Annotated in this window: 10 protein-coding genes and 6 rRNA genes; 13 read left to right on the top strand and 3 right to left on the bottom strand. The window is 60.2% G+C overall.

The genetic code is table 11. The features are described 5' to 3' along the window. Positions 1 to 319 precede the first annotated feature (319 nt). The 5 genes from AC1XX3_RS06185 (at position 320) to AC1XX3_RS06165 (ending at position 6,865) form a co-directional block, all read left to right on the top strand. Positions 320 to 1,838 (top strand): 16S ribosomal RNA (locus tag AC1XX3_RS06185). A 361-nt stretch (positions 1,839 to 2,199) separates the two neighbouring features. Continuing rightward, a 23S ribosomal RNA gene (locus tag AC1XX3_RS06180) occupies positions 2,200 to 5,324 on the top strand. A 137-nt stretch (positions 5,325 to 5,461) separates the two neighbouring features. Further along, positions 5,462 to 5,578, top strand: a 5S ribosomal RNA gene (rrf, locus tag AC1XX3_RS06175). The 16S, 23S and 5S rRNA genes sit together here, the layout of an rRNA operon. 119 nt (positions 5,579 to 5,697) lie before the next feature. Next, complete coding sequence (locus AC1XX3_RS06170) at positions 5,698 to 6,489, top strand: MerR family transcriptional regulator (RefSeq protein ID WP_483320182.1); 792 nt, start codon at positions 5,698 to 5,700, stop codon at positions 6,487 to 6,489. Next, positions 6,482 to 6,865 carry a VOC family protein gene (locus AC1XX3_RS06165; protein WP_483320181.1) on the top strand — a complete coding sequence of 128 codons (384 nt, stop codon included), beginning with the start codon at positions 6,482 to 6,484 and terminating at the stop codon, positions 6,863 to 6,865. The genes AC1XX3_RS06170 and AC1XX3_RS06165 overlap by 8 nt, the downstream gene beginning before the upstream one ends. A 79-nt stretch (positions 6,866 to 6,944) precedes the next feature. Here AC1XX3_RS06165 and AC1XX3_RS06160 read toward each other — a convergent pair whose 3' ends face one another. Both AC1XX3_RS06160 and AC1XX3_RS06155 read right to left on the bottom strand, forming a co-directional pair. Beyond that, positions 6,945 to 7,349 (bottom strand): hypothetical protein, encoded by a 405-nt coding sequence (locus tag AC1XX3_RS06160; protein WP_483320180.1) that lies wholly within the window; start codon positions 7,347 to 7,349, stop codon positions 6,945 to 6,947. After that, on the bottom strand, positions 7,349 to 8,191 hold the full coding sequence (locus AC1XX3_RS06155) for a nucleotidyltransferase domain-containing protein (protein ID WP_483320179.1): 843 nt from the start codon (positions 8,189 to 8,191) through the stop codon (positions 7,349 to 7,351). The genes AC1XX3_RS06160 and AC1XX3_RS06155 overlap by 1 nt, the downstream gene beginning before the upstream one ends. A gap of 113 nt (positions 8,192 to 8,304) precedes the next feature. On the opposite strand from AC1XX3_RS06155, the gene AC1XX3_RS06150 reads away from it, so the two are divergent. Genes AC1XX3_RS06150 through AC1XX3_RS06140 form a run of 3 tightly spaced genes read left to right on the top strand, consistent with a single transcriptional unit; the run spans position 8,305 to position 9,610 of the window. Continuing rightward, a complete protein-coding gene (locus tag AC1XX3_RS06150) occupies positions 8,305 to 8,751 on the top strand; it encodes a hypothetical protein (protein WP_483320178.1) in 447 nt (148 codons plus the stop codon). Further along, on the top strand, positions 8,744 to 9,340 hold the full coding sequence (locus AC1XX3_RS06145) for a hypothetical protein (protein ID WP_483320177.1): 597 nt from the start codon (positions 8,744 to 8,746) through the stop codon (positions 9,338 to 9,340). The genes AC1XX3_RS06150 and AC1XX3_RS06145 overlap by 8 nt, the downstream gene beginning before the upstream one ends. 15 nt (positions 9,341 to 9,355) lie before the next feature. Then, positions 9,356 to 9,610, top strand: a complete 255-nt coding sequence (locus AC1XX3_RS06140; RefSeq protein WP_483320176.1) for an aminoglycoside adenylyltransferase domain-containing protein — start codon at positions 9,356 to 9,358, stop codon at positions 9,608 to 9,610. Positions 9,611 to 9,624: 14 nt separating this feature from the next. Here the strand turns inward: AC1XX3_RS06140 and AC1XX3_RS06135 are convergent, their stop codons facing one another. Beyond that, positions 9,625 to 10,044 (bottom strand): DUF6157 family protein, encoded by a 420-nt coding sequence (locus AC1XX3_RS06135; RefSeq protein WP_483320175.1) that lies wholly within the window; start codon positions 10,042 to 10,044, stop codon positions 9,625 to 9,627. Between the two features lie 7 nt (positions 10,045 to 10,051). Between AC1XX3_RS06135 and AC1XX3_RS06130 the strand changes: the two genes are divergently transcribed. The 5 genes from AC1XX3_RS06130 (at position 10,052) to AC1XX3_RS06110 (ending at position 17,539) form a co-directional block, all read left to right on the top strand. Next, entirely contained in the window at positions 10,052 to 11,026 is a 975-nt protein-coding gene (locus AC1XX3_RS06130) for a helix-turn-helix domain-containing protein (RefSeq protein ID WP_483320174.1), read from the top strand. A gap of 541 nt (positions 11,027 to 11,567) precedes the next feature. Further along, positions 11,568 to 13,086: ribosomal RNA gene (locus AC1XX3_RS06125) — 16S ribosomal RNA — on the top strand. A 361-nt stretch (positions 13,087 to 13,447) separates the two neighbouring features. Beyond that, positions 13,448 to 16,572: ribosomal RNA gene (locus AC1XX3_RS06120) — 23S ribosomal RNA — on the top strand. 137 nt (positions 16,573 to 16,709) lie between these two features. After that, positions 16,710 to 16,826: ribosomal RNA gene (gene rrf / locus AC1XX3_RS06115) — 5S ribosomal RNA — on the top strand. 212 nt (positions 16,827 to 17,038) lie between these two features. Then, entirely contained in the window at positions 17,039 to 17,539 is a 501-nt protein-coding gene (locus AC1XX3_RS06110) for a DUF192 domain-containing protein (RefSeq protein ID WP_483320173.1), read from the top strand. Positions 17,540 to 17,548: the final 9 nt, after the last annotated feature.

The following is a 17,548-nucleotide window of genomic DNA, read 5'->3' as shown; positions in this document are numbered from 1 at the left end:
GGGGCGGGATCGGATTCGCTGGGTTTGACTTGGTGGGTTTGGTTGCGTAAGGTTGGTCGAGTTGCCCCAAGCGGATGTCAGTGATGGCGGATGTGCGGTGTGTGCCCGAATTTTGAGAACTCAACAGCGTGCTAAAAGTCAATGCCAAATATGCACTATTGAACCCGTGCTTGGTTGGCTGGCCTCCTCTTTTGGGGTGGTTGGTTGGTCGAGTCGGATTCCTTTGAGATTGAAATTGATTGACCCAGCTATTGGGTTCTGTCAGCGTCAAGCTCGTTGTTTTTGACGATTATCCGGCTTTGCCGGTTGTCGATATTTTTCAACGGAGAGTTTGATCCTGGCTCAGGACGAACGCTGGCGGCGTGCCTAACACATGCAAGTCGAACGGTAAGGCCCCTTCGGGGGTACACGAGTGGCGAACGGGTGAGTAACACGTGAGCAACCTGCCCTTGACTTCGGAATAACAGTTGGAAACAGCTGCTAATACCGGGTATTCATCTTTGGAGACATCTTCTTTGGTGGAAAGCTCCGGCGGTCAGGGATGGGCTCGCGGCCTATCAGCTAGTTGGTGAGGTAATGGCTCACCAAGGCTTCGACGGGTAGCCGGCCTGAGAGGGCGACCGGCCACACTGGGACTGAGATACGGCCCAGACTCCTACGGGAGGCAGCAGTGGGGAATATTGCACAATGGGCGAAAGCCTGATGCAGCAACGCCGCGTGCGGGATGACGGCCTTCGGGTTGTAAACCGCTTTCAGTAGGGACGAAGCTAACGTGACGGTACCTACAGAAGAAGCACCGGCCAACTACGTGCCAGCAGCCGCGGTGATACGTAGGGTGCGAGCGTTGTCCGGAATTATTGGGCGTAAAGGGCTTGTAGGCGGTTTGTCGCGTCGGAAGTGAAAACTCAGGGCTTAACCCTGAGCCTGCTTCCGATACGGGCAAACTAGAGGGATGCAGGGGAGAACGGAATTCCTGGTGGAGCGGTGGAATGCGCAGATATCAGGAGGAACACCGGTGGCGAAGGCGGTTCTCTGGGCATTACCTGACGCTGAGAAGCGAAAGCGTGGGGAGCAAACAGGCTTAGATACCCTGGTAGTCCACGCCGTAAACGGTGGGCACTAGGTGTGGGGGACATTCCACGTTCTCCGTGCCGAAGCTAACGCATTAAGTGCCCCGCCTGGGGAGTACGGCCGCAAGGCTAAAACTCAAAGGAATTGACGGGGGCCCGCACAAGCGGCGGAGCATGCGGATTAATTCGATGCAACGCGAAGAACCTTACCTGGGTTTGACATATACCGGAAAGCTGCAGAGATGTAGCCCCCGCAAGGTCGGTATACAGGTGGTGCATGGCTGTCGTCAGCTCGTGTCGTGAGATGTTGGGTTAAGTCCCGCAACGAGCGCAACCCTCGTCCTATGTTGCCAGCGGATAGTGCCGGGGACTCATAGGAGACTGCCGGGGTCAACTCGGAGGAAGGTGGGGATGACGTCAAGTCATCATGCCCCTTATGTCCAGGGCTTCACGCATGCTACAATGGCTGGTACAAAGGGCTGCGAGACCGCAAGGTTTAGCGAATCCCAAAAAGCCAGTCTCAGTTCGGATTGGGGTCTGCAACTCGACCCCATGAAGTCGGAGTCGCTAGTAATCGCAGATCAGCAACGCTGCGGTGAATACGTTCCCGGGCCTTGTACACACCGCCCGTCAAGTCATGAAAGTCGGTAACACCCGAAGCCGGTGGCCCAACCCTTGTGGAGGGAGCTGTCGAAGGTGGGACTGGCGATTAGGACTAAGTCGTAACAAGGTAGCCGTACCGGAAGGTGCGGCTGGATCACCTCCTTTCTAAGGAGCTAATTGGCGCACGACGGAAGTTGCGCGTCCATTGCGTCCAGTGCCGAGGCGTCTGTTCTCGGCTGGACAAGTTCTGGAATGTGGAACATTGACTATTAAGCAGCTATGAGATTGTCAGTCAGTACAACTGGATCGCCTTTCGGGGTGTGATGGAGTGGAACCTCTGGTGGTGGAGTGGTTGCCTAAGCACGCTGTTGGGTCCTGAAGATTCGGTCACCTCATCTGGACTTTGGTTCGGGTGCTGGGGCGGTCTTCTTGCGGGCCAGGTGGGTTCAAGCCTTTGGGTTTGGGTTCTCTGGTGTCCGCCCGTATTTTGAGAACTTCACAGTGGACGCGAGCATCTTTGTAGTAAAAACAAGCTACTAAGGGCAATCGGTGGATGCCTAGGCACCAAGAGCCGATGAAGGACGTTGTAACCTGCGATAAGCCCCGGGGAGCTGGTAAACGAGCTTCGATCCGGGGATCTCCGAATAGGGAAACCTCGAAAGAAACCGGAGTAATGTCCGGCGACCTCTGCCTGAATATATAGGGCAGTAGGAGGGAACGTGGGGAAGTGAAACATCTCAGTACCCACAGGAAAAGAAAACAACCGTGATTCCGTAAGTAGTGGCGAGCGAACGCGGAAGAGGCCAAACCTCACTTGTGTGATAGCTGACAGGCGTTGCAAGTGTGGTGTTGTGGGGCCGTTCTGACCATGCTGTCAACTGGTCAAAGAGTCATAAATGATCATCGAAGTCGAAGTACTCTGGGAAGGTACGGCAAAGAAGGTAATACCCCTGTAGACGTAACATGATCACTCTTGAGCGTTACCCCAAGTAACACGGAACCCCTGAAATTCCGTGTGAATCTGGCGGGACCACCCGCTAAGCCTAAATACTCCTTGGTGACCGATAGCGGACAAGTACCGTGAGGGAAAGGTGAAAAGTACCCCGGGAGGGGAGTGAAATAGTACCTGAAACCGATTGCCTACAATCCGTCGGAGCAAACACACTTGTGTGGATGTGACGGCGTGCCTTTTGAAGAATGAGCCTGCGAGTTAGTGGTACGTGGCGAGGTTAACCCGTGTGGGGAAGCCGTAGCGAAAGCGAGTCCGAATAGGGCGATTTAGTCGCGTGCTCTAGACCCGAAGCGGAGTGATCTATCCATGGCCAGGTTGAAGCGACGGTAAGACGTCGTGGAGGACCGAACCCACCAGGGTTGAAAACCTGGGGGATGAGCTGTGGATAGGGGTGAAAGGCCAATCAAACTCCGTGATAGCTGGTTCTCCCCGAAATGCATATAGGTGCAGCGTCGCGCGTTTCTTGCTGGAGGTAGAGCACTGGATAGTCTAGGGGGCCCACAAGCTTACCGAAATTAACCAAACTCCGAATGCCAGTAAGTGAGAGCGCGGCAGTGAGACTGCGGGCGATAAGGTTCGTAGTCGAGAGGGAAACAGCCCAGAACACCAGCTAAGGCCCCTAAGCGATTGCTAAGTGGAAAAGGATGTGGAGTTGCGCAGACAACCAGGAGGTTGGCTTGGAAGCAGCCACCCTTGAAAGAGTGCGTAATAGCTCACTGGTCAAGTGATTCCGCGCCGACAATTTAGCGGGGCTCAAGCAATCCGCCGAAGCTGTGTCATTCACGTATTAGCCCGGCCGGCTTTTGTCGGTCCAAGCGCGTGGATGGGTAGGGGAGCGTCGTGTGCGCGATGAAGCGGCGGAGTGATCCAGCCGTGGAGAGCACACGAGTGAGAATGCAGGCATGAGTAGCGAATGAGGAGTGAGAAACTCCTCCACCGAAAGACCAAGGGTTCCAGGGTCAAGCTAATCTGCCCTGGGTAAGTCGGGACCTAAGGCGAGGCCGACAGGCGTAGTCGATGGACAACGGGTTGATATTCCCGTACCGGCGCTAGAACGATCCTGCCGAGGCGAGTGATGCTAAGCACGCAAGACTTCTGGCGACCTTCGGGTCAATAGAGGTTGAGTCTGCGACCCGATCTTGTAGTAGGCAAGCTGCGGAGTGACGCAGGAAGGTAGCCCATCCCGGGCGATGGTAGTCCCGGGCTAAGTGCGTAGGGCGAGGTATAGGCAAATCCGTACCTCACGTGCCTGAGACATGATGGCTCTTGTGCATTCGTGCATCGGAGTGGGTGATCCTATGCTGCCTAGAAAACCTTCGTGAGCGAGTTGTAGAGCCGCCCGTACCCTAAACCGACTCAGGTGGTCAGGTAGAGAATACCAAGGTGATCGAGATAACCGTGGTTAAGGAACTCGGCAAAATGCCCCCGTAACTTCGGGAGAAGGGGGGCCGGACACGTCAACGGATTTACTCCGGAAGGCGTTGAAGGCCGCAGAGACCAGGCCCAAGCGACTGTTTACTAAAAACACAGGTCCGTGCTAAGTCGCAAGACGATGTATACGGACTGACGCCTGCCCGGTGCTGGAACGTTAAGGGGAAGGGTTAGCACGCAAGTGCGAAGCTCTGAACTTAAGCGCCAGTAAACGGCGGTGGTAACTATAACCATCCTAAGGTAGCGAAATTCCTTGTCGGGTAAGTTCCGACCTGCACGAATGGCGTAACGACTTGGGCGCTGTCTCGACCACGGACTCGGCGAAATTGCACTACGAGTAAAGATGCTCGTTACGCGCAGCAGGACGGAAAGACCCCGGGACCTTTACTATAGTTTGGTATTGGTGTTCGGTACAGCTTGTGTAGGATAGGTGGGAGACTTTGAAGCAGCCACGCCAGTGGTTGTGGAGTCAACGTTGAAATACCACTCTGGCTGTTCTGGATATCTAACCTAGGTCCATTATCTGGATCAGGGACAGTGCCTGATGGGTAGTTTGACTGGGGCGGTCGCCTCCTAAAAGGTAACGGAGGCGCCCAAAGGTTCCCTCAGCCTGGTTGGCAATCAGGTTTCGAGTGTAAGTGCACAAGGGAGCTTGACTGTGAGAGGGACACCTCAAGCAGGGACGAAAGTCGGGACTAGTGATCTGACGGTGGCATGTGGAAGCGCCGTCACTCAACGGATAAAAGGTACCCCGGGGATAACAGGCTGATCTTGCCCGAGCGTCCATAGCGACGGCATGGTTTGGCACCTCGATGTCGGCTCGTCGCATCCTGGGGCTGGAGTCGGTCCCAAGGGTTGGGCTGTTCGCCCATTAAAGCGGCACGCGAGCTGGGTTTAGAACGTCGTGAGACAGTTCGGTCCCTATCCGCTGCGCGCGTAGGAGTCTTGAGAAGAGCTGTCCTTAGTACGAGAGGACCGGGACGGACTAACCTCTGGTGTGCCAGTTGTCCTGCCAAGGGCACGGCTGGTTGGCTACGTTGGGACGTGATAACCGCTGAAAGCATCTAAGCGGGAAGCACACTTCAAGATGAGGGCTCCCACAGGATAACCTGGTAAGGCCCCCAGCAGATCACTGGGTGATAGGTCGGATGTGGAAGTACAGCAATGTACGGAGCTGACCGATACTAATAGGCCGAGGGCTTGTTCCTACAAAGATGCTACGCGTCCACTGTGCAGTTCCCGAGATACGGTCGGGAACTGTCATCATCACCCCACCCACCCCTTTGTCGGGGTGTGGTTGGTGGTGAACATATGACAAGTTTTAACCGCTACATCTCCATAGAGTTACGGTGATCATGGCGAAAGGGAAACACCCGGCTCCATTCCGAACCCGGAAGTTAAGCCTTTCAGCGCCGATGGTACTGCACGGGGGACCGTGTGGGAGACTAGGACGTCGCCGGACATACACACTTCAAGGCCGACCACTTCACGTGGCCGGCCTTGAAGTGTTTTGGCATGCCCGCAGGTATTTCAGCGCCCGGCCTTGACCCTGACGCAACGTGAGGACCTATCGTGGCGGTCATGGAGCTCAGCATTGGGGCGGTGGCTGCCCGAACCGGTGTGTCGCAGCGCACCCTGCGCTACTACGAAGATGTCGGGCTGCTGTCGCCCACGCGGGACAGTGGTGGACGTCGACGTTACGACCGGAACAGCGTCGACCGGCTCTATCGGATTCGTCTTCTTCGGCAGTTGGGCACCCCGGTGGCGGAGGTCGATCCCGACGTGGAAGACCTGCGAGCGCTCACCCGGGCCTACCTCACCGAGTTGGACTCCGAGCTTGCCGCGCTGGTTAGGGCTCGCGAACGGGTGCGCGCGGTCGAGGATCGCTTGATGGGCGACCAGGGAGCCAGTGACGAGGCGCTGTTGGACCTGCTGGCGGGCCTGGGCGGCGATGAGTCGGTGGTCACGCGGCGGGTATTGCTGCTCGTCTACGCCGATATCGCCGCGGCGCATGCTTATCTGGTGCAGGTGTTCGGTCTCGGTCGGGGCCCGATCGCGTATGAGAACAGTCGGGCGGTCCACGGCGAGGTCTACGTCGGTGATGGTGCTGTCTGGTTGCACCAGGAGTCCGCTGTGCACCGGCTGTCGTCCCCGATCACCGCAGGGACGTGCACGGCGGCCGTGGCGGTCACTGTCGATGACGTGGACGCCCACCACGCTCGAGTCGTCGCCGCCGGCGCCGAGATCGACTATGCACCGACCGACATGACGTACGGCGTACGTGAGTATGGCGTGCGCGACCCGGAAGGCCATCTCTGGTCCTTCCAGACCCCGCTACGCGACGACCGCGACCTGGAGACCGACCATGGCTGAGCTCACCCCCTACATCTGTGTCTCCGATGCGCGCGCCGCGATTGACTGGTACGTCGCCGCGTTGGGCGCTGTGGTCAGCTATGAGCCCATCGTGATGGACGACGGTTTGATCGGTCACTGTGAGCTGACCGTCGGCGGAGCCCGGTGGATGATGTCGGACGCCTTTGCCTCGGCCGGGGTGGCTCCGCCTGACCCGACTCGAGGAGCCGCAGTCTCGTTGCATCTCGAGATCCTCGACGTCGACCGGCTGGCCGCACGGGTGGCGGCGACCGGCACGCCGATGACGCGAGGCCCCGAGGACAGCCCGCCGGCCGGCCGGGTGGCCGTCTTCACCGACCCGTACGGTCACCGCTGGTTCCTGAACCAGCGCAGCTGACACGTGGCGCGGGGACGGCTCGGATCCCCCGGCGATCTCCCCCCGCGGACCTCGGACGGTGGTGCGGTCGGATCGGTCGTCAGCGGAACTGGAGCTCGGCGAAGTCCAGCACCCGACGGGCGCGGGCGATCGCATCGTCGGCGTCCCGGTCGCTGAGGCTGCCGCCGGCGTACTGTGCCGCAGTCTTGAGCGAGATCAGGCGGGCGAGGTCGTTCGCGGCCCGTGCGGCACCGGTGACACTGCGCAGCAGCCGTACCGACTGGTCATGCGCCCCAACGGAGTAGCGACCCAGGGTGACCACACAGGCCGCGTCGCCGGCGGCAATGCCCGCCAGCACGGCAGACGACACCACTGTCGCGGCTCGGCGGGAGCCGTCCACCAGGTCGCGGCTCACCTCGGCCTGTTGGAGATAGGCCCGGGCATCGCCCAACCGGGTCTGGCCGAACGAGCGGTCAACGGCGCGGATCTTGTCTTCGCGTGCCATCACTGACCACCCAGTCGGCGATCGACCTGCTCGATGGGCGGCGCTGACAACTCCGGTGGGCTCGGACGCTGGTCGACCGACGCCGCCAGCTCCACTCCGGCAGCCAGAGCTGCCGCATTGATGGTGCGGTACGTCCCTGCGCCGGGTCGGTTGCGGGACGGTCCGACGATCTGCGCCATTGCCGTCGCGGGATCTGGCGAGCCGAGCGCCTCTTCGACGGCGCGCGCCAACTGGGGGTCCGGGATGAGATCTGCGAGCGGGGAACCGGCGAGGGGCACCCGAGGCGATCTCAGCACCGGCTCGGCTGCTGCGGCCATGGATACCAGGGTCGGGGCGTCGAACTCCAACACTTCGCATTGGTTGCCGGTCCAGCGGGTGACGGCTGCCTGCAGCTGGACAACCTGGGCGTCCCATGCCGGTGCCTCCTCGTCCGCGAGCAGCGGTCGATAGATCATCAGGTCCACGTCCGACTCGAGGTCGGCCGTACCCGTTGCCAGGGAGCCGAACAGCTCCACCGACAGCGGCTGCAGCCTCCACCCCTCGACTGCCTCTCGGAGGCGACTCTCGAGCCGGGCGGCGGCGGAGTGGAGGAGCTCGATCGCCGGCCACGCCAGGTGGTCCCGGTTGCCTCGGTAGGTGTACAGCGACGCGACCCGCTGCTCGATCACCACCCCTTGCTCGGCGAGTCGACGTAGCACCTTCGTCACGCCGGCCTCACTGGCGTCGCCGACGACAGCCGTCACCTGCTGCCGCGTCATCGGCTCGCTGGACCGGGCCAGCACCCGCAGCACCGGACCGTCGAGCGTCGGGGTGACGGCGCGAAACGGCTGGCTGAAGTCCATTCACATAACCTACTAAAGTAGGACCTCCCGCACAATAGTAGGGTGACGCGAGGGGTGGGGGGAGTCCCCCGCGTGACGGGGGACAAGGGCGCGGTCCAGGGTTACGATCCGGCATGAGTACTGACCAGCAGGGCCCCGACTCGGCCCACCGCATCCCGGCTGACGTCTCTCAGGCCACGGTCGAGGCCCTGGGCGAGCTGTCCGAAGCGCTCGAGACCGTCGAACGTGCCCGAGGCCACCTTTACACCTTCCATCAGCTCACCGGTTCCGCTGACATCGCACTGCAGGGTGCGGTGGAGAGTCTGCGCAAGGCAGGTCACGAGGAAACGGCGGCACGGATTGAGTCCGAGCTCGTGGGGCGAAACGTGATTGCCGGACGGTGGACCTTCCAGATCGTCGAGGACTACGACGACAACTACTGGTCGCTGTTCCGTCGGCTCGAGGAGGCGGCGCGGCAGCAGCACGCCGGCGGACGACGCCATCTGTACGAGGCCCAGATGAAGGAGAACGAGCGCAGCGACGGGCGGGCCGGACACGAAGCCACGCCGGACGATGTGTAGCCACGGCGACAGCCGCGCCGGGCCACCATCCTTCCTCCCCGAGCTGGACCACCAGCTCGGCGCGGACGGGGCCACGTCACTGCGGACGGTGCTGGCCGAGCTGGCCGACAGGCTCGCCGACGCTCTCGGCGCTGACCTGGTCGGGCTGTACCTGACCGGGTCGTTCGCCCTCGGGTGTGGTGACTCGCATGCAGATGTCGACTTCCTGGCCGTCACCCGCCGGGCCTTGTCGGCCGGCGCCCAGCGAGCGGTCCGCGAGTTGCACGCGGCGATGCCGTCTCGCCCTGAGCCTTGGGCGCGCCACCTCGAGGGGTCGTACGTGTCAGCCGCCGAGCTTCGTCGCCGGGCCGACGCGACGCCGTGGCTGTACGTCGACAACGGCCACACAGTGATGGAGTGGTCCAGTCACGACAACAGCGAAGTCTGCCGGTGGGTGCTTCACCACGAGGGGTTGGCGGTCCACGGTCCGGCCGGGTGGAGCCTGCTCGACGACGTCCCGGCGGCAAGTCTGCGACAGGAGGCGGCCCGCCTCGCGGTGTCACGCCACCGAGATATGCTCGCCGATCCCGACTATCTGCACAACGCCTAGGGCCAGCCGCACGAGGTGCTGACCCGCTGCCGGATGCTGTACACCGCCACGCGCGGCACGGTGGCGGGCAAGGTCGGCGCGGGGCGGTGGTGTCAGAACCTGCTGTCCCCGCGGTGGCATGACCTGATCGAGCAAGCGATCGCTGCACGAGCCGATCCGTGGGAGCGTGCCCATCGGGCCGCCGATCCCGCGTTCGCCGCGCTCACCTGGGACTTCGTCGAGCACGTGACGCCGCTGATCGTCGAAGCTGCGAGCACTCCGAACGGGTAGCGCGAAGCCGTGGCTCAGCGCCGGGAACGCATGGCCCGCTTCACCAACACGGCGGTGCCGTCGAGAGCCCGGCCCGCTTCGAACGTCGCATACTCCGCCGAGCTCATCGAGAACAGGGCGACGCGCCCCGCGCCGTCTGCGTGCACGCCCCAGCCATAGCGCTTGGCCAGGTCGCTGGACCGTAGGCAGGGCTGCCCCTTGGCGAAGAAGGCGGTCCGGGCCGAGGCGCGGTCCTCTTCGGCGACACCGTTGCGGTCGGCCCACACCGTGAAGAGAACGTCGTCGGAGGTGAACCGGTACGGGTGGTCTGCGATCAGGCGATAGGTCAATGCGGCCACGCTGGGGGTCGTCCGCGCCGGCGGCGGCGTGCCCTCCACCGCGGTGGTGTCGTCGGCGACGGGAATGAAGGTGTTGACGTAGTTCGTACTGTGCATGCTGCTCATGTTCACGCCAACCGCGGCCGCAGTCTTGGAGAAATGCGACCATGTCGACATGGCGGACCGGCTGATCGACCCTACGGAGCGCTCTGGGGTGTTACACCCGGACAACCTCACCCGCTACCGGGCGCGGTGGTTCGCCCCTGACCCTCGCGTGGCCGACGTCGTGGAGAGGTACTGGTCGGTCGAGTGGCACCTCGGCCCGGAGCGGATCGCCCAGCACATCGTGTCCGCACCGGCGGTGACCCTGACGGTGGAGCAGGGGGAGGTGCCTGCGCCGCTGGTCATCACGGGCGTCCAGCGGCGGGCCTGGGTCCGAGAGATCCACGGGTCGGGTCGCGCGTTCGGGATCCGGCTGCGACCAGCGGGACTCGCCGTAGTGAGTGATCTGGCCCCGGCCACGATCGCCGGCGCGACGATCGAGGTGACCTCCGCGCTGGACGCCCGGCTGTTCGCCTTGCTGCGACAGCTCCCCGCGGACCGTGACCCGCAGGACCAGGCGGCTGCGGCCGACCGGCTTCTTGGCCAGGCACTGGCCGAGCGGGGCATCTCCGCGCTGCAGTCCCTCGCCAATGACGTCGTTGCCGGACTCACACGGTCCGGGCCCACCCCGGTCGCTGAGCTCGGCCGCCGGCACGGGGTCAGCGAACGGACGATCCAGCGCGCGCTACGGGCGACGCTCGGCCAAGGACCCAACCGGGTAGGCCGGTGGATCCGGTTGCAGGAGGTGGTGCAGCTGCTCTCCATGCCGGACGCCCTCACGACCAGCGAGGTGGCAGCCCGGCTGCACTATGCAGACCAGGCTCATCTGGTCAACGACTTCCGTGCCGCGGTGGGGATGACACCCGGCGCCTACCTGCGCTCACTGCGCCTGCTCAATGCACCGGCGACGGTCGACCCAGACCACGAAGTCGCGCCGCCCCGGGGCGCGACCGACCCAGCTGGAGCCGAATTTGCGCGTGAGGGTCGGGCTGGCTAAGGTAGACGACGTCCTACTGCGGGGCTCCACTACGGAGAACCGAACCGGATGGCGGCACTGGAAAGTCGCAGCCAGATGGTGTAGAGTAGAACACCCGAAGGGACGCAAGTGCGAGGTGGGAATCCACCAGCCAAGGCCCGACGGAAAACCCAAATCAAACGATCCACGTGATTCGGTGCGCGTTCTTGCCAGAACCCATCAATTAATCGGTGAGTTTGTGCGGGGGCGGGATCGGATTCGCTGGGTTTGACTTGGTGGGTTTGGTTGCGTAAGGTTGGTCGAGTTGCCCCAAGCGGATGTCAGTGATGGCGGATGTGCGGTGTGTGCCCGAATTTTGAGAACTCAACAGCGTGCTAAAAGTCAATGCCAAATATGCACTATTGAACCCGTGCTTGGTTGGCTGGCCTCCTCTTTTGGGGTGGTTGGTTGGTCGAGTCGGATTCCTTTGAGATTGAAATTGATTGACCCAGCTATTGGGTTCTGTCAGCGTCAAGCTCGTTGTTTTTGACGATTATCCGGCTTTGCCGGTTGTCGATATTTTTCAACGGAGAGTTTGATCCTGGCTCAGGACGAACGCTGGCGGCGTGCCTAACACATGCAAGTCGAACGGTAAGGCCCCTTCGGGGGTACACGAGTGGCGAACGGGTGAGTAACACGTGAGCAACCTGCCCTTGACTTCGGAATAACAGTTGGAAACAGCTGCTAATACCGGGTATTCATCTTTGGAGACATCTTCTTTGGTGGAAAGCTCCGGCGGTCAGGGATGGGCTCGCGGCCTATCAGCTAGTTGGTGAGGTAATGGCTCACCAAGGCTTCGACGGGTAGCCGGCCTGAGAGGGCGACCGGCCACACTGGGACTGAGATACGGCCCAGACTCCTACGGGAGGCAGCAGTGGGGAATATTGCACAATGGGCGAAAGCCTGATGCAGCAACGCCGCGTGCGGGATGACGGCCTTCGGGTTGTAAACCGCTTTCAGTAGGGACGAAGCTAACGTGACGGTACCTACAGAAGAAGCACCGGCCAACTACGTGCCAGCAGCCGCGGTGATACGTAGGGTGCGAGCGTTGTCCGGAATTATTGGGCGTAAAGGGCTTGTAGGCGGTTTGTCGCGTCGGAAGTGAAAACTCAGGGCTTAACCCTGAGCCTGCTTCCGATACGGGCAAACTAGAGGGATGCAGGGGAGAACGGAATTCCTGGTGGAGCGGTGGAATGCGCAGATATCAGGAGGAACACCGGTGGCGAAGGCGGTTCTCTGGGCATTACCTGACGCTGAGAAGCGAAAGCGTGGGGAGCAAACAGGCTTAGATACCCTGGTAGTCCACGCCGTAAACGGTGGGCACTAGGTGTGGGGGACATTCCACGTTCTCCGTGCCGAAGCTAACGCATTAAGTGCCCCGCCTGGGGAGTACGGCCGCAAGGCTAAAACTCAAAGGAATTGACGGGGGCCCGCACAAGCGGCGGAGCATGCGGATTAATTCGATGCAACGCGAAGAACCTTACCTGGGTTTGACATATACCGGAAAGCTGCAGAGATGTAGCCCCCGCAAGGTCGGTATACAGGTGGTGCATGGCTGTCGTCAGCTCGTGTCGTGAGATGTTGGGTTAAGTCCCGCAACGAGCGCAACCCTCGTCCTATGTTGCCAGCGGATAGTGCCGGGGACTCATAGGAGACTGCCGGGGTCAACTCGGAGGAAGGTGGGGATGACGTCAAGTCATCATGCCCCTTATGTCCAGGGCTTCACGCATGCTACAATGGCTGGTACAAAGGGCTGCGAGACCGCAAGGTTTAGCGAATCCCAAAAAGCCAGTCTCAGTTCGGATTGGGGTCTGCAACTCGACCCCATGAAGTCGGAGTCGCTAGTAATCGCAGATCAGCAACGCTGCGGTGAATACGTTCCCGGGCCTTGTACACACCGCCCGTCAAGTCATGAAAGTCGGTAACACCCGAAGCCGGTGGCCCAACCCTTGTGGAGGGAGCTGTCGAAGGTGGGACTGGCGATTAGGACTAAGTCGTAACAAGGTAGCCGTACCGGAAGGTGCGGCTGGATCACCTCCTTTCTAAGGAGCTAATTGGCGCACGACGGAAGTTGCGCGTCCATTGCGTCCAGTGCCGAGGCGTCTGTTCTCGGCTGGACAAGTTCTGGAATGTGGAACATTGACTATTAAGCAGCTATGAGATTGTCAGTCAGTACAACTGGATCGCCTTTCGGGGTGTGATGGAGTGGAACCTCTGGTGGTGGAGTGGTTGCCTAAGCACGCTGTTGGGTCCTGAAGATTCGGTCACCTCATCTGGACTTTGGTTCGGGTGCTGGGGCGGTCTTCTTGCGGGCCAGGTGGGTTCAAGCCTTTGGGTTTGGGTTCTCTGGTGTCCGCCCGTATTTTGAGAACTTCACAGTGGACGCGAGCATCTTTGTAGTAAAAACAAGCTACTAAGGGCAATCGGTGGATGCCTAGGCACCAAGAGCCGATGAAGGACGTTGTAACCTGCGATAAGCCCCGGGGAGCTGGTAAACGAGCTTCGATCCGGGGATCTCCGAATAGGGAAACCTCGAAAGAAACCGGAGTAATGTCCGGCGACCTCTGCCTGAATATATAGGGCAGTAGGAGGGAACGTGGGGAAGTGAAACATCTCAGTACCCACAGGAAAAGAAAACAACCGTGATTCCGTAAGTAGTGGCGAGCGAACGCGGAAGAGGCCAAACCTCACTTGTGTGATAGCTGACAGGCGTTGCAAGTGTGGTGTTGTGGGGCCGTTCTGACCATGCTGTCAACTGGTCAAAGAGTCATAAATGATCATCGAAGTCGAAGTACTCTGGGAAGGTACGGCAAAGAAGGTAATACCCCTGTAGACGTAACATGATCACTCTTGAGCGTTACCCCAAGTAACACGGAACCCCTGAAATTCCGTGTGAATCTGGCGGGACCACCCGCTAAGCCTAAATACTCCTTGGTGACCGATAGCGGACAAGTACCGTGAGGGAAAGGTGAAAAGTACCCCGGGAGGGGAGTGAAATAGTACCTGAAACCGATTGCCTACAATCCGTCGGAGCAAACACACTTGTGTGGATGTGACGGCGTGCCTTTTGAAGAATGAGCCTGCGAGTTAGTGGTACGTGGCGAGGTTAACCCGTGTGGGGAAGCCGTAGCGAAAGCGAGTCCGAATAGGGCGATTTAGTCGCGTGCTCTAGACCCGAAGCGGAGTGATCTATCCATGGCCAGGTTGAAGCGACGGTAAGACGTCGTGGAGGACCGAACCCACCAGGGTTGAAAACCTGGGGGATGAGCTGTGGATAGGGGTGAAAGGCCAATCAAACTCCGTGATAGCTGGTTCTCCCCGAAATGCATATAGGTGCAGCGTCGCGCGTTTCTTGCTGGAGGTAGAGCACTGGATAGTCTAGGGGGCCCACAAGCTTACCGAAATTAACCAAACTCCGAATGCCAGTAAGTGAGAGCGCGGCAGTGAGACTGCGGGCGATAAGGTTCGTAGTCGAGAGGGAAACAGCCCAGAACACCAGCTAAGGCCCCTAAGCGATTGCTAAGTGGAAAAGGATGTGGAGTTGCGCAGACAACCAGGAGGTTGGCTTGGAAGCAGCCACCCTTGAAAGAGTGCGTAATAGCTCACTGGTCAAGTGATTCCGCGCCGACAATTTAGCGGGGCTCAAGCAATCCGCCGAAGCTGTGTCATTCACGTATTAGCCCGGCCGGCTTTTGTCGGTCCAAGCGCGTGGATGGGTAGGGGAGCGTCGTGTGCGCGATGAAGCGGCGGAGTGATCCAGCCGTGGAGAGCACACGAGTGAGAATGCAGGCATGAGTAGCGAATGAGGAGTGAGAAACTCCTCCACCGAAAGACCAAGGGTTCCAGGGTCAAGCTAATCTGCCCTGGGTAAGTCGGGACCTAAGGCGAGGCCGACAGGCGTAGTCGATGGACAACGGGTTGATATTCCCGTACCGGCGCTAGAACGATCCTGCCGAGGCGAGTGATGCTAAGCACGCAAGACTTCTGGCGACCTTCGGGTCAATAGAGGTTGAGTCTGCGACCCGATCTTGTAGTAGGCAAGCTGCGGAGTGACGCAGGAAGGTAGCCCATCCCGGGCGATGGTAGTCCCGGGCTAAGTGCGTAGGGCGAGGTATAGGCAAATCCGTACCTCACGTGCCTGAGACATGATGGCTCTTGTGCATTCGTGCATCGGAGTGGGTGATCCTATGCTGCCTAGAAAACCTTCGTGAGCGAGTTGTAGAGCCGCCCGTACCCTAAACCGACTCAGGTGGTCAGGTAGAGAATACCAAGGTGATCGAGATAACCGTGGTTAAGGAACTCGGCAAAATGCCCCCGTAACTTCGGGAGAAGGGGGGCCGGACACGTCAACGGATTTACTCCGGAAGGCGTTGAAGGCCGCAGAGACCAGGCCCAAGCGACTGTTTACTAAAAACACAGGTCCGTGCTAAGTCGCAAGACGATGTATACGGACTGACGCCTGCCCGGTGCTGGAACGTTAAGGGGAAGGGTTAGCACGCAAGTGCGAAGCTCTGAACTTAAGCGCCAGTAAACGGCGGTGGTAACTATAACCATCCTAAGGTAGCGAAATTCCTTGTCGGGTAAGTTCCGACCTGCACGAATGGCGTAACGACTTGGGCGCTGTCTCGACCACGGACTCGGCGAAATTGCACTACGAGTAAAGATGCTCGTTACGCGCAGCAGGACGGAAAGACCCCGGGACCTTTACTATAGTTTGGTATTGGTGTTCGGTACAGCTTGTGTAGGATAGGTGGGAGACTTTGAAGCAGCCACGCCAGTGGTTGTGGAGTCAACGTTGAAATACCACTCTGGCTGTTCTGGATATCTAACCTAGGTCCATTATCTGGATCAGGGACAGTGCCTGATGGGTAGTTTGACTGGGGCGGTCGCCTCCTAAAAGGTAACGGAGGCGCCCAAAGGTTCCCTCAGCCTGGTTGGCAATCAGGTTTCGAGTGTAAGTGCACAAGGGAGCTTGACTGTGAGAGGGACACCTCAAGCAGGGACGAAAGTCGGGACTAGTGATCTGACGGTGGCATGTGGAAGCGCCGTCACTCAACGGATAAAAGGTACCCCGGGGATAACAGGCTGATCTTGCCCGAGCGTCCATAGCGACGGCATGGTTTGGCACCTCGATGTCGGCTCGTCGCATCCTGGGGCTGGAGTCGGTCCCAAGGGTTGGGCTGTTCGCCCATTAAAGCGGCACGCGAGCTGGGTTTAGAACGTCGTGAGACAGTTCGGTCCCTATCCGCTGCGCGCGTAGGAGTCTTGAGAAGAGCTGTCCTTAGTACGAGAGGACCGGGACGGACTAACCTCTGGTGTGCCAGTTGTCCTGCCAAGGGCACGGCTGGTTGGCTACGTTGGGACGTGATAACCGCTGAAAGCATCTAAGCGGGAAGCACACTTCAAGATGAGGGCTCCCACAGGATAACCTGGTAAGGCCCCCAGCAGATCACTGGGTGATAGGTCGGATGTGGAAGTACAGCAATGTACGGAGCTGACCGATACTAATAGGCCGAGGGCTTGTTCCTACAAAGATGCTACGCGTCCACTGTGCAGTTCCCGAGATACGGTCGGGAACTGTCATCATCACCCCACCCACCCCTTTGTCGGGGTGTGGTTGGTGGTGAACATATGACAAGTTTTAACCGCTACATCTCCATAGAGTTACGGTGATCATGGCGAAAGGGAAACACCCGGCTCCATTCCGAACCCGGAAGTTAAGCCTTTCAGCGCCGATGGTACTGCACGGGGGACCGTGTGGGAGACTAGGACGTCGCCGGACATACACACTTCAAGGCCGACCACTTCACGTGGCCGGCCTTGAAGTGTTTTCAGCGCCAATAGCCGCAGCCACTGTGCGTGATGATTTCGATGTCGCCTTTCCTCATCAATGGATGATGAGGAGCGGCGGCTTTTTGTCGTTGGCGAAGCTTTGGGTTCAGGCCCGCGTGGGTTCTGGCCCGAGCGGTCCGGTGCGGGCGTAGCGTGGTCACGATGTCGCCCTTGAGAACCCACGCCGCCTTCGGCTGGGTGCTCCGTGCCCTGCTCGTGCTCAGCGTCGTTTCGGTGCTCGCCGCGGGGGCGTACGCCCTGGTGCAGTACGGCTGGCTGAGCGGACCGATGAAGACGGCGCGGGTGTCGATCACCGATGGGCCGTCGTTCACCGTCGACGTGGCCGCCACCCCCGAAGAGCAGCGGACCGGGCTGTCCGGACGGTCATCGATGCCCGCCGGGACTGGGATGTGGTTCCCGTTCGATGGCGCCGCCGTGCGGGAAGTATGGATGGCCGACATGCACCTCCCACTGGATGTGGCCTGGGTCCGCGATGGGCGCATCGTCGGCGTCCGCACAGTGCCGCCCTGCCAGCTGGCAGAGATGGCACGGTGCCCCCGTTATTCTTCTGGCGTTGCAGCCGACGCGCTGCTGGAGGTGCCCGCTGGTGCGTTGGCCCAGATCCCTGTCGGCACGCCCATCACGCTGACGATGGACGGCTGACGGCGGCCG

The sequence above is a fragment of the Microlunatus sp. M237 genome (assembly GCF_056896895.1).
The sequence above is the reverse complement of the archived record's forward strand: the minus strand, read 5'-3'. Positions and strand labels throughout refer to the sequence as shown.

Bases quoted from the DNA above. Each gene is read 5' to 3' on its own strand.
- AC1XX3_RS06170 (WP_483320182.1), top strand. From the start codon at position 5,698: ATGGAGCTCAGCATTGGGGCGGTGGCTGCCCGAACCGGTGTGTCGCAG.
- AC1XX3_RS06165 (WP_483320181.1), top strand. From the start codon at position 6,482: ATGGCTGAGCTCACCCCCTACATCTGTGTCTCCGATGCGCGCGCCGCG.
- AC1XX3_RS06160 (WP_483320180.1), bottom strand. From the start codon at position 7,349: ATGGCACGCGAAGACAAGATCCGCGCCGTTGACCGCTCGTTCGGCCAG.
- AC1XX3_RS06155 (WP_483320179.1), bottom strand. From the start codon at position 8,191: ATGGACTTCAGCCAGCCGTTTCGCGCCGTCACCCCGACGCTCGACGGT.
- AC1XX3_RS06150 (WP_483320178.1), top strand. From the start codon at position 8,305: ATGAGTACTGACCAGCAGGGCCCCGACTCGGCCCACCGCATCCCGGCT.
- AC1XX3_RS06145 (WP_483320177.1), top strand. From the start codon at position 8,744: ATGTGTAGCCACGGCGACAGCCGCGCCGGGCCACCATCCTTCCTCCCC.
- AC1XX3_RS06135 (WP_483320175.1), bottom strand. From the start codon at position 10,044: ATGCACAGTACGAACTACGTCAACACCTTCATTCCCGTCGCCGACGAC.
- AC1XX3_RS06130 (WP_483320174.1), top strand. From the start codon at position 10,052: ATGTTCACGCCAACCGCGGCCGCAGTCTTGGAGAAATGCGACCATGTC.
- AC1XX3_RS06110 (WP_483320173.1), top strand. From the start codon at position 17,039: ATGTCGCCCTTGAGAACCCACGCCGCCTTCGGCTGGGTGCTCCGTGCC.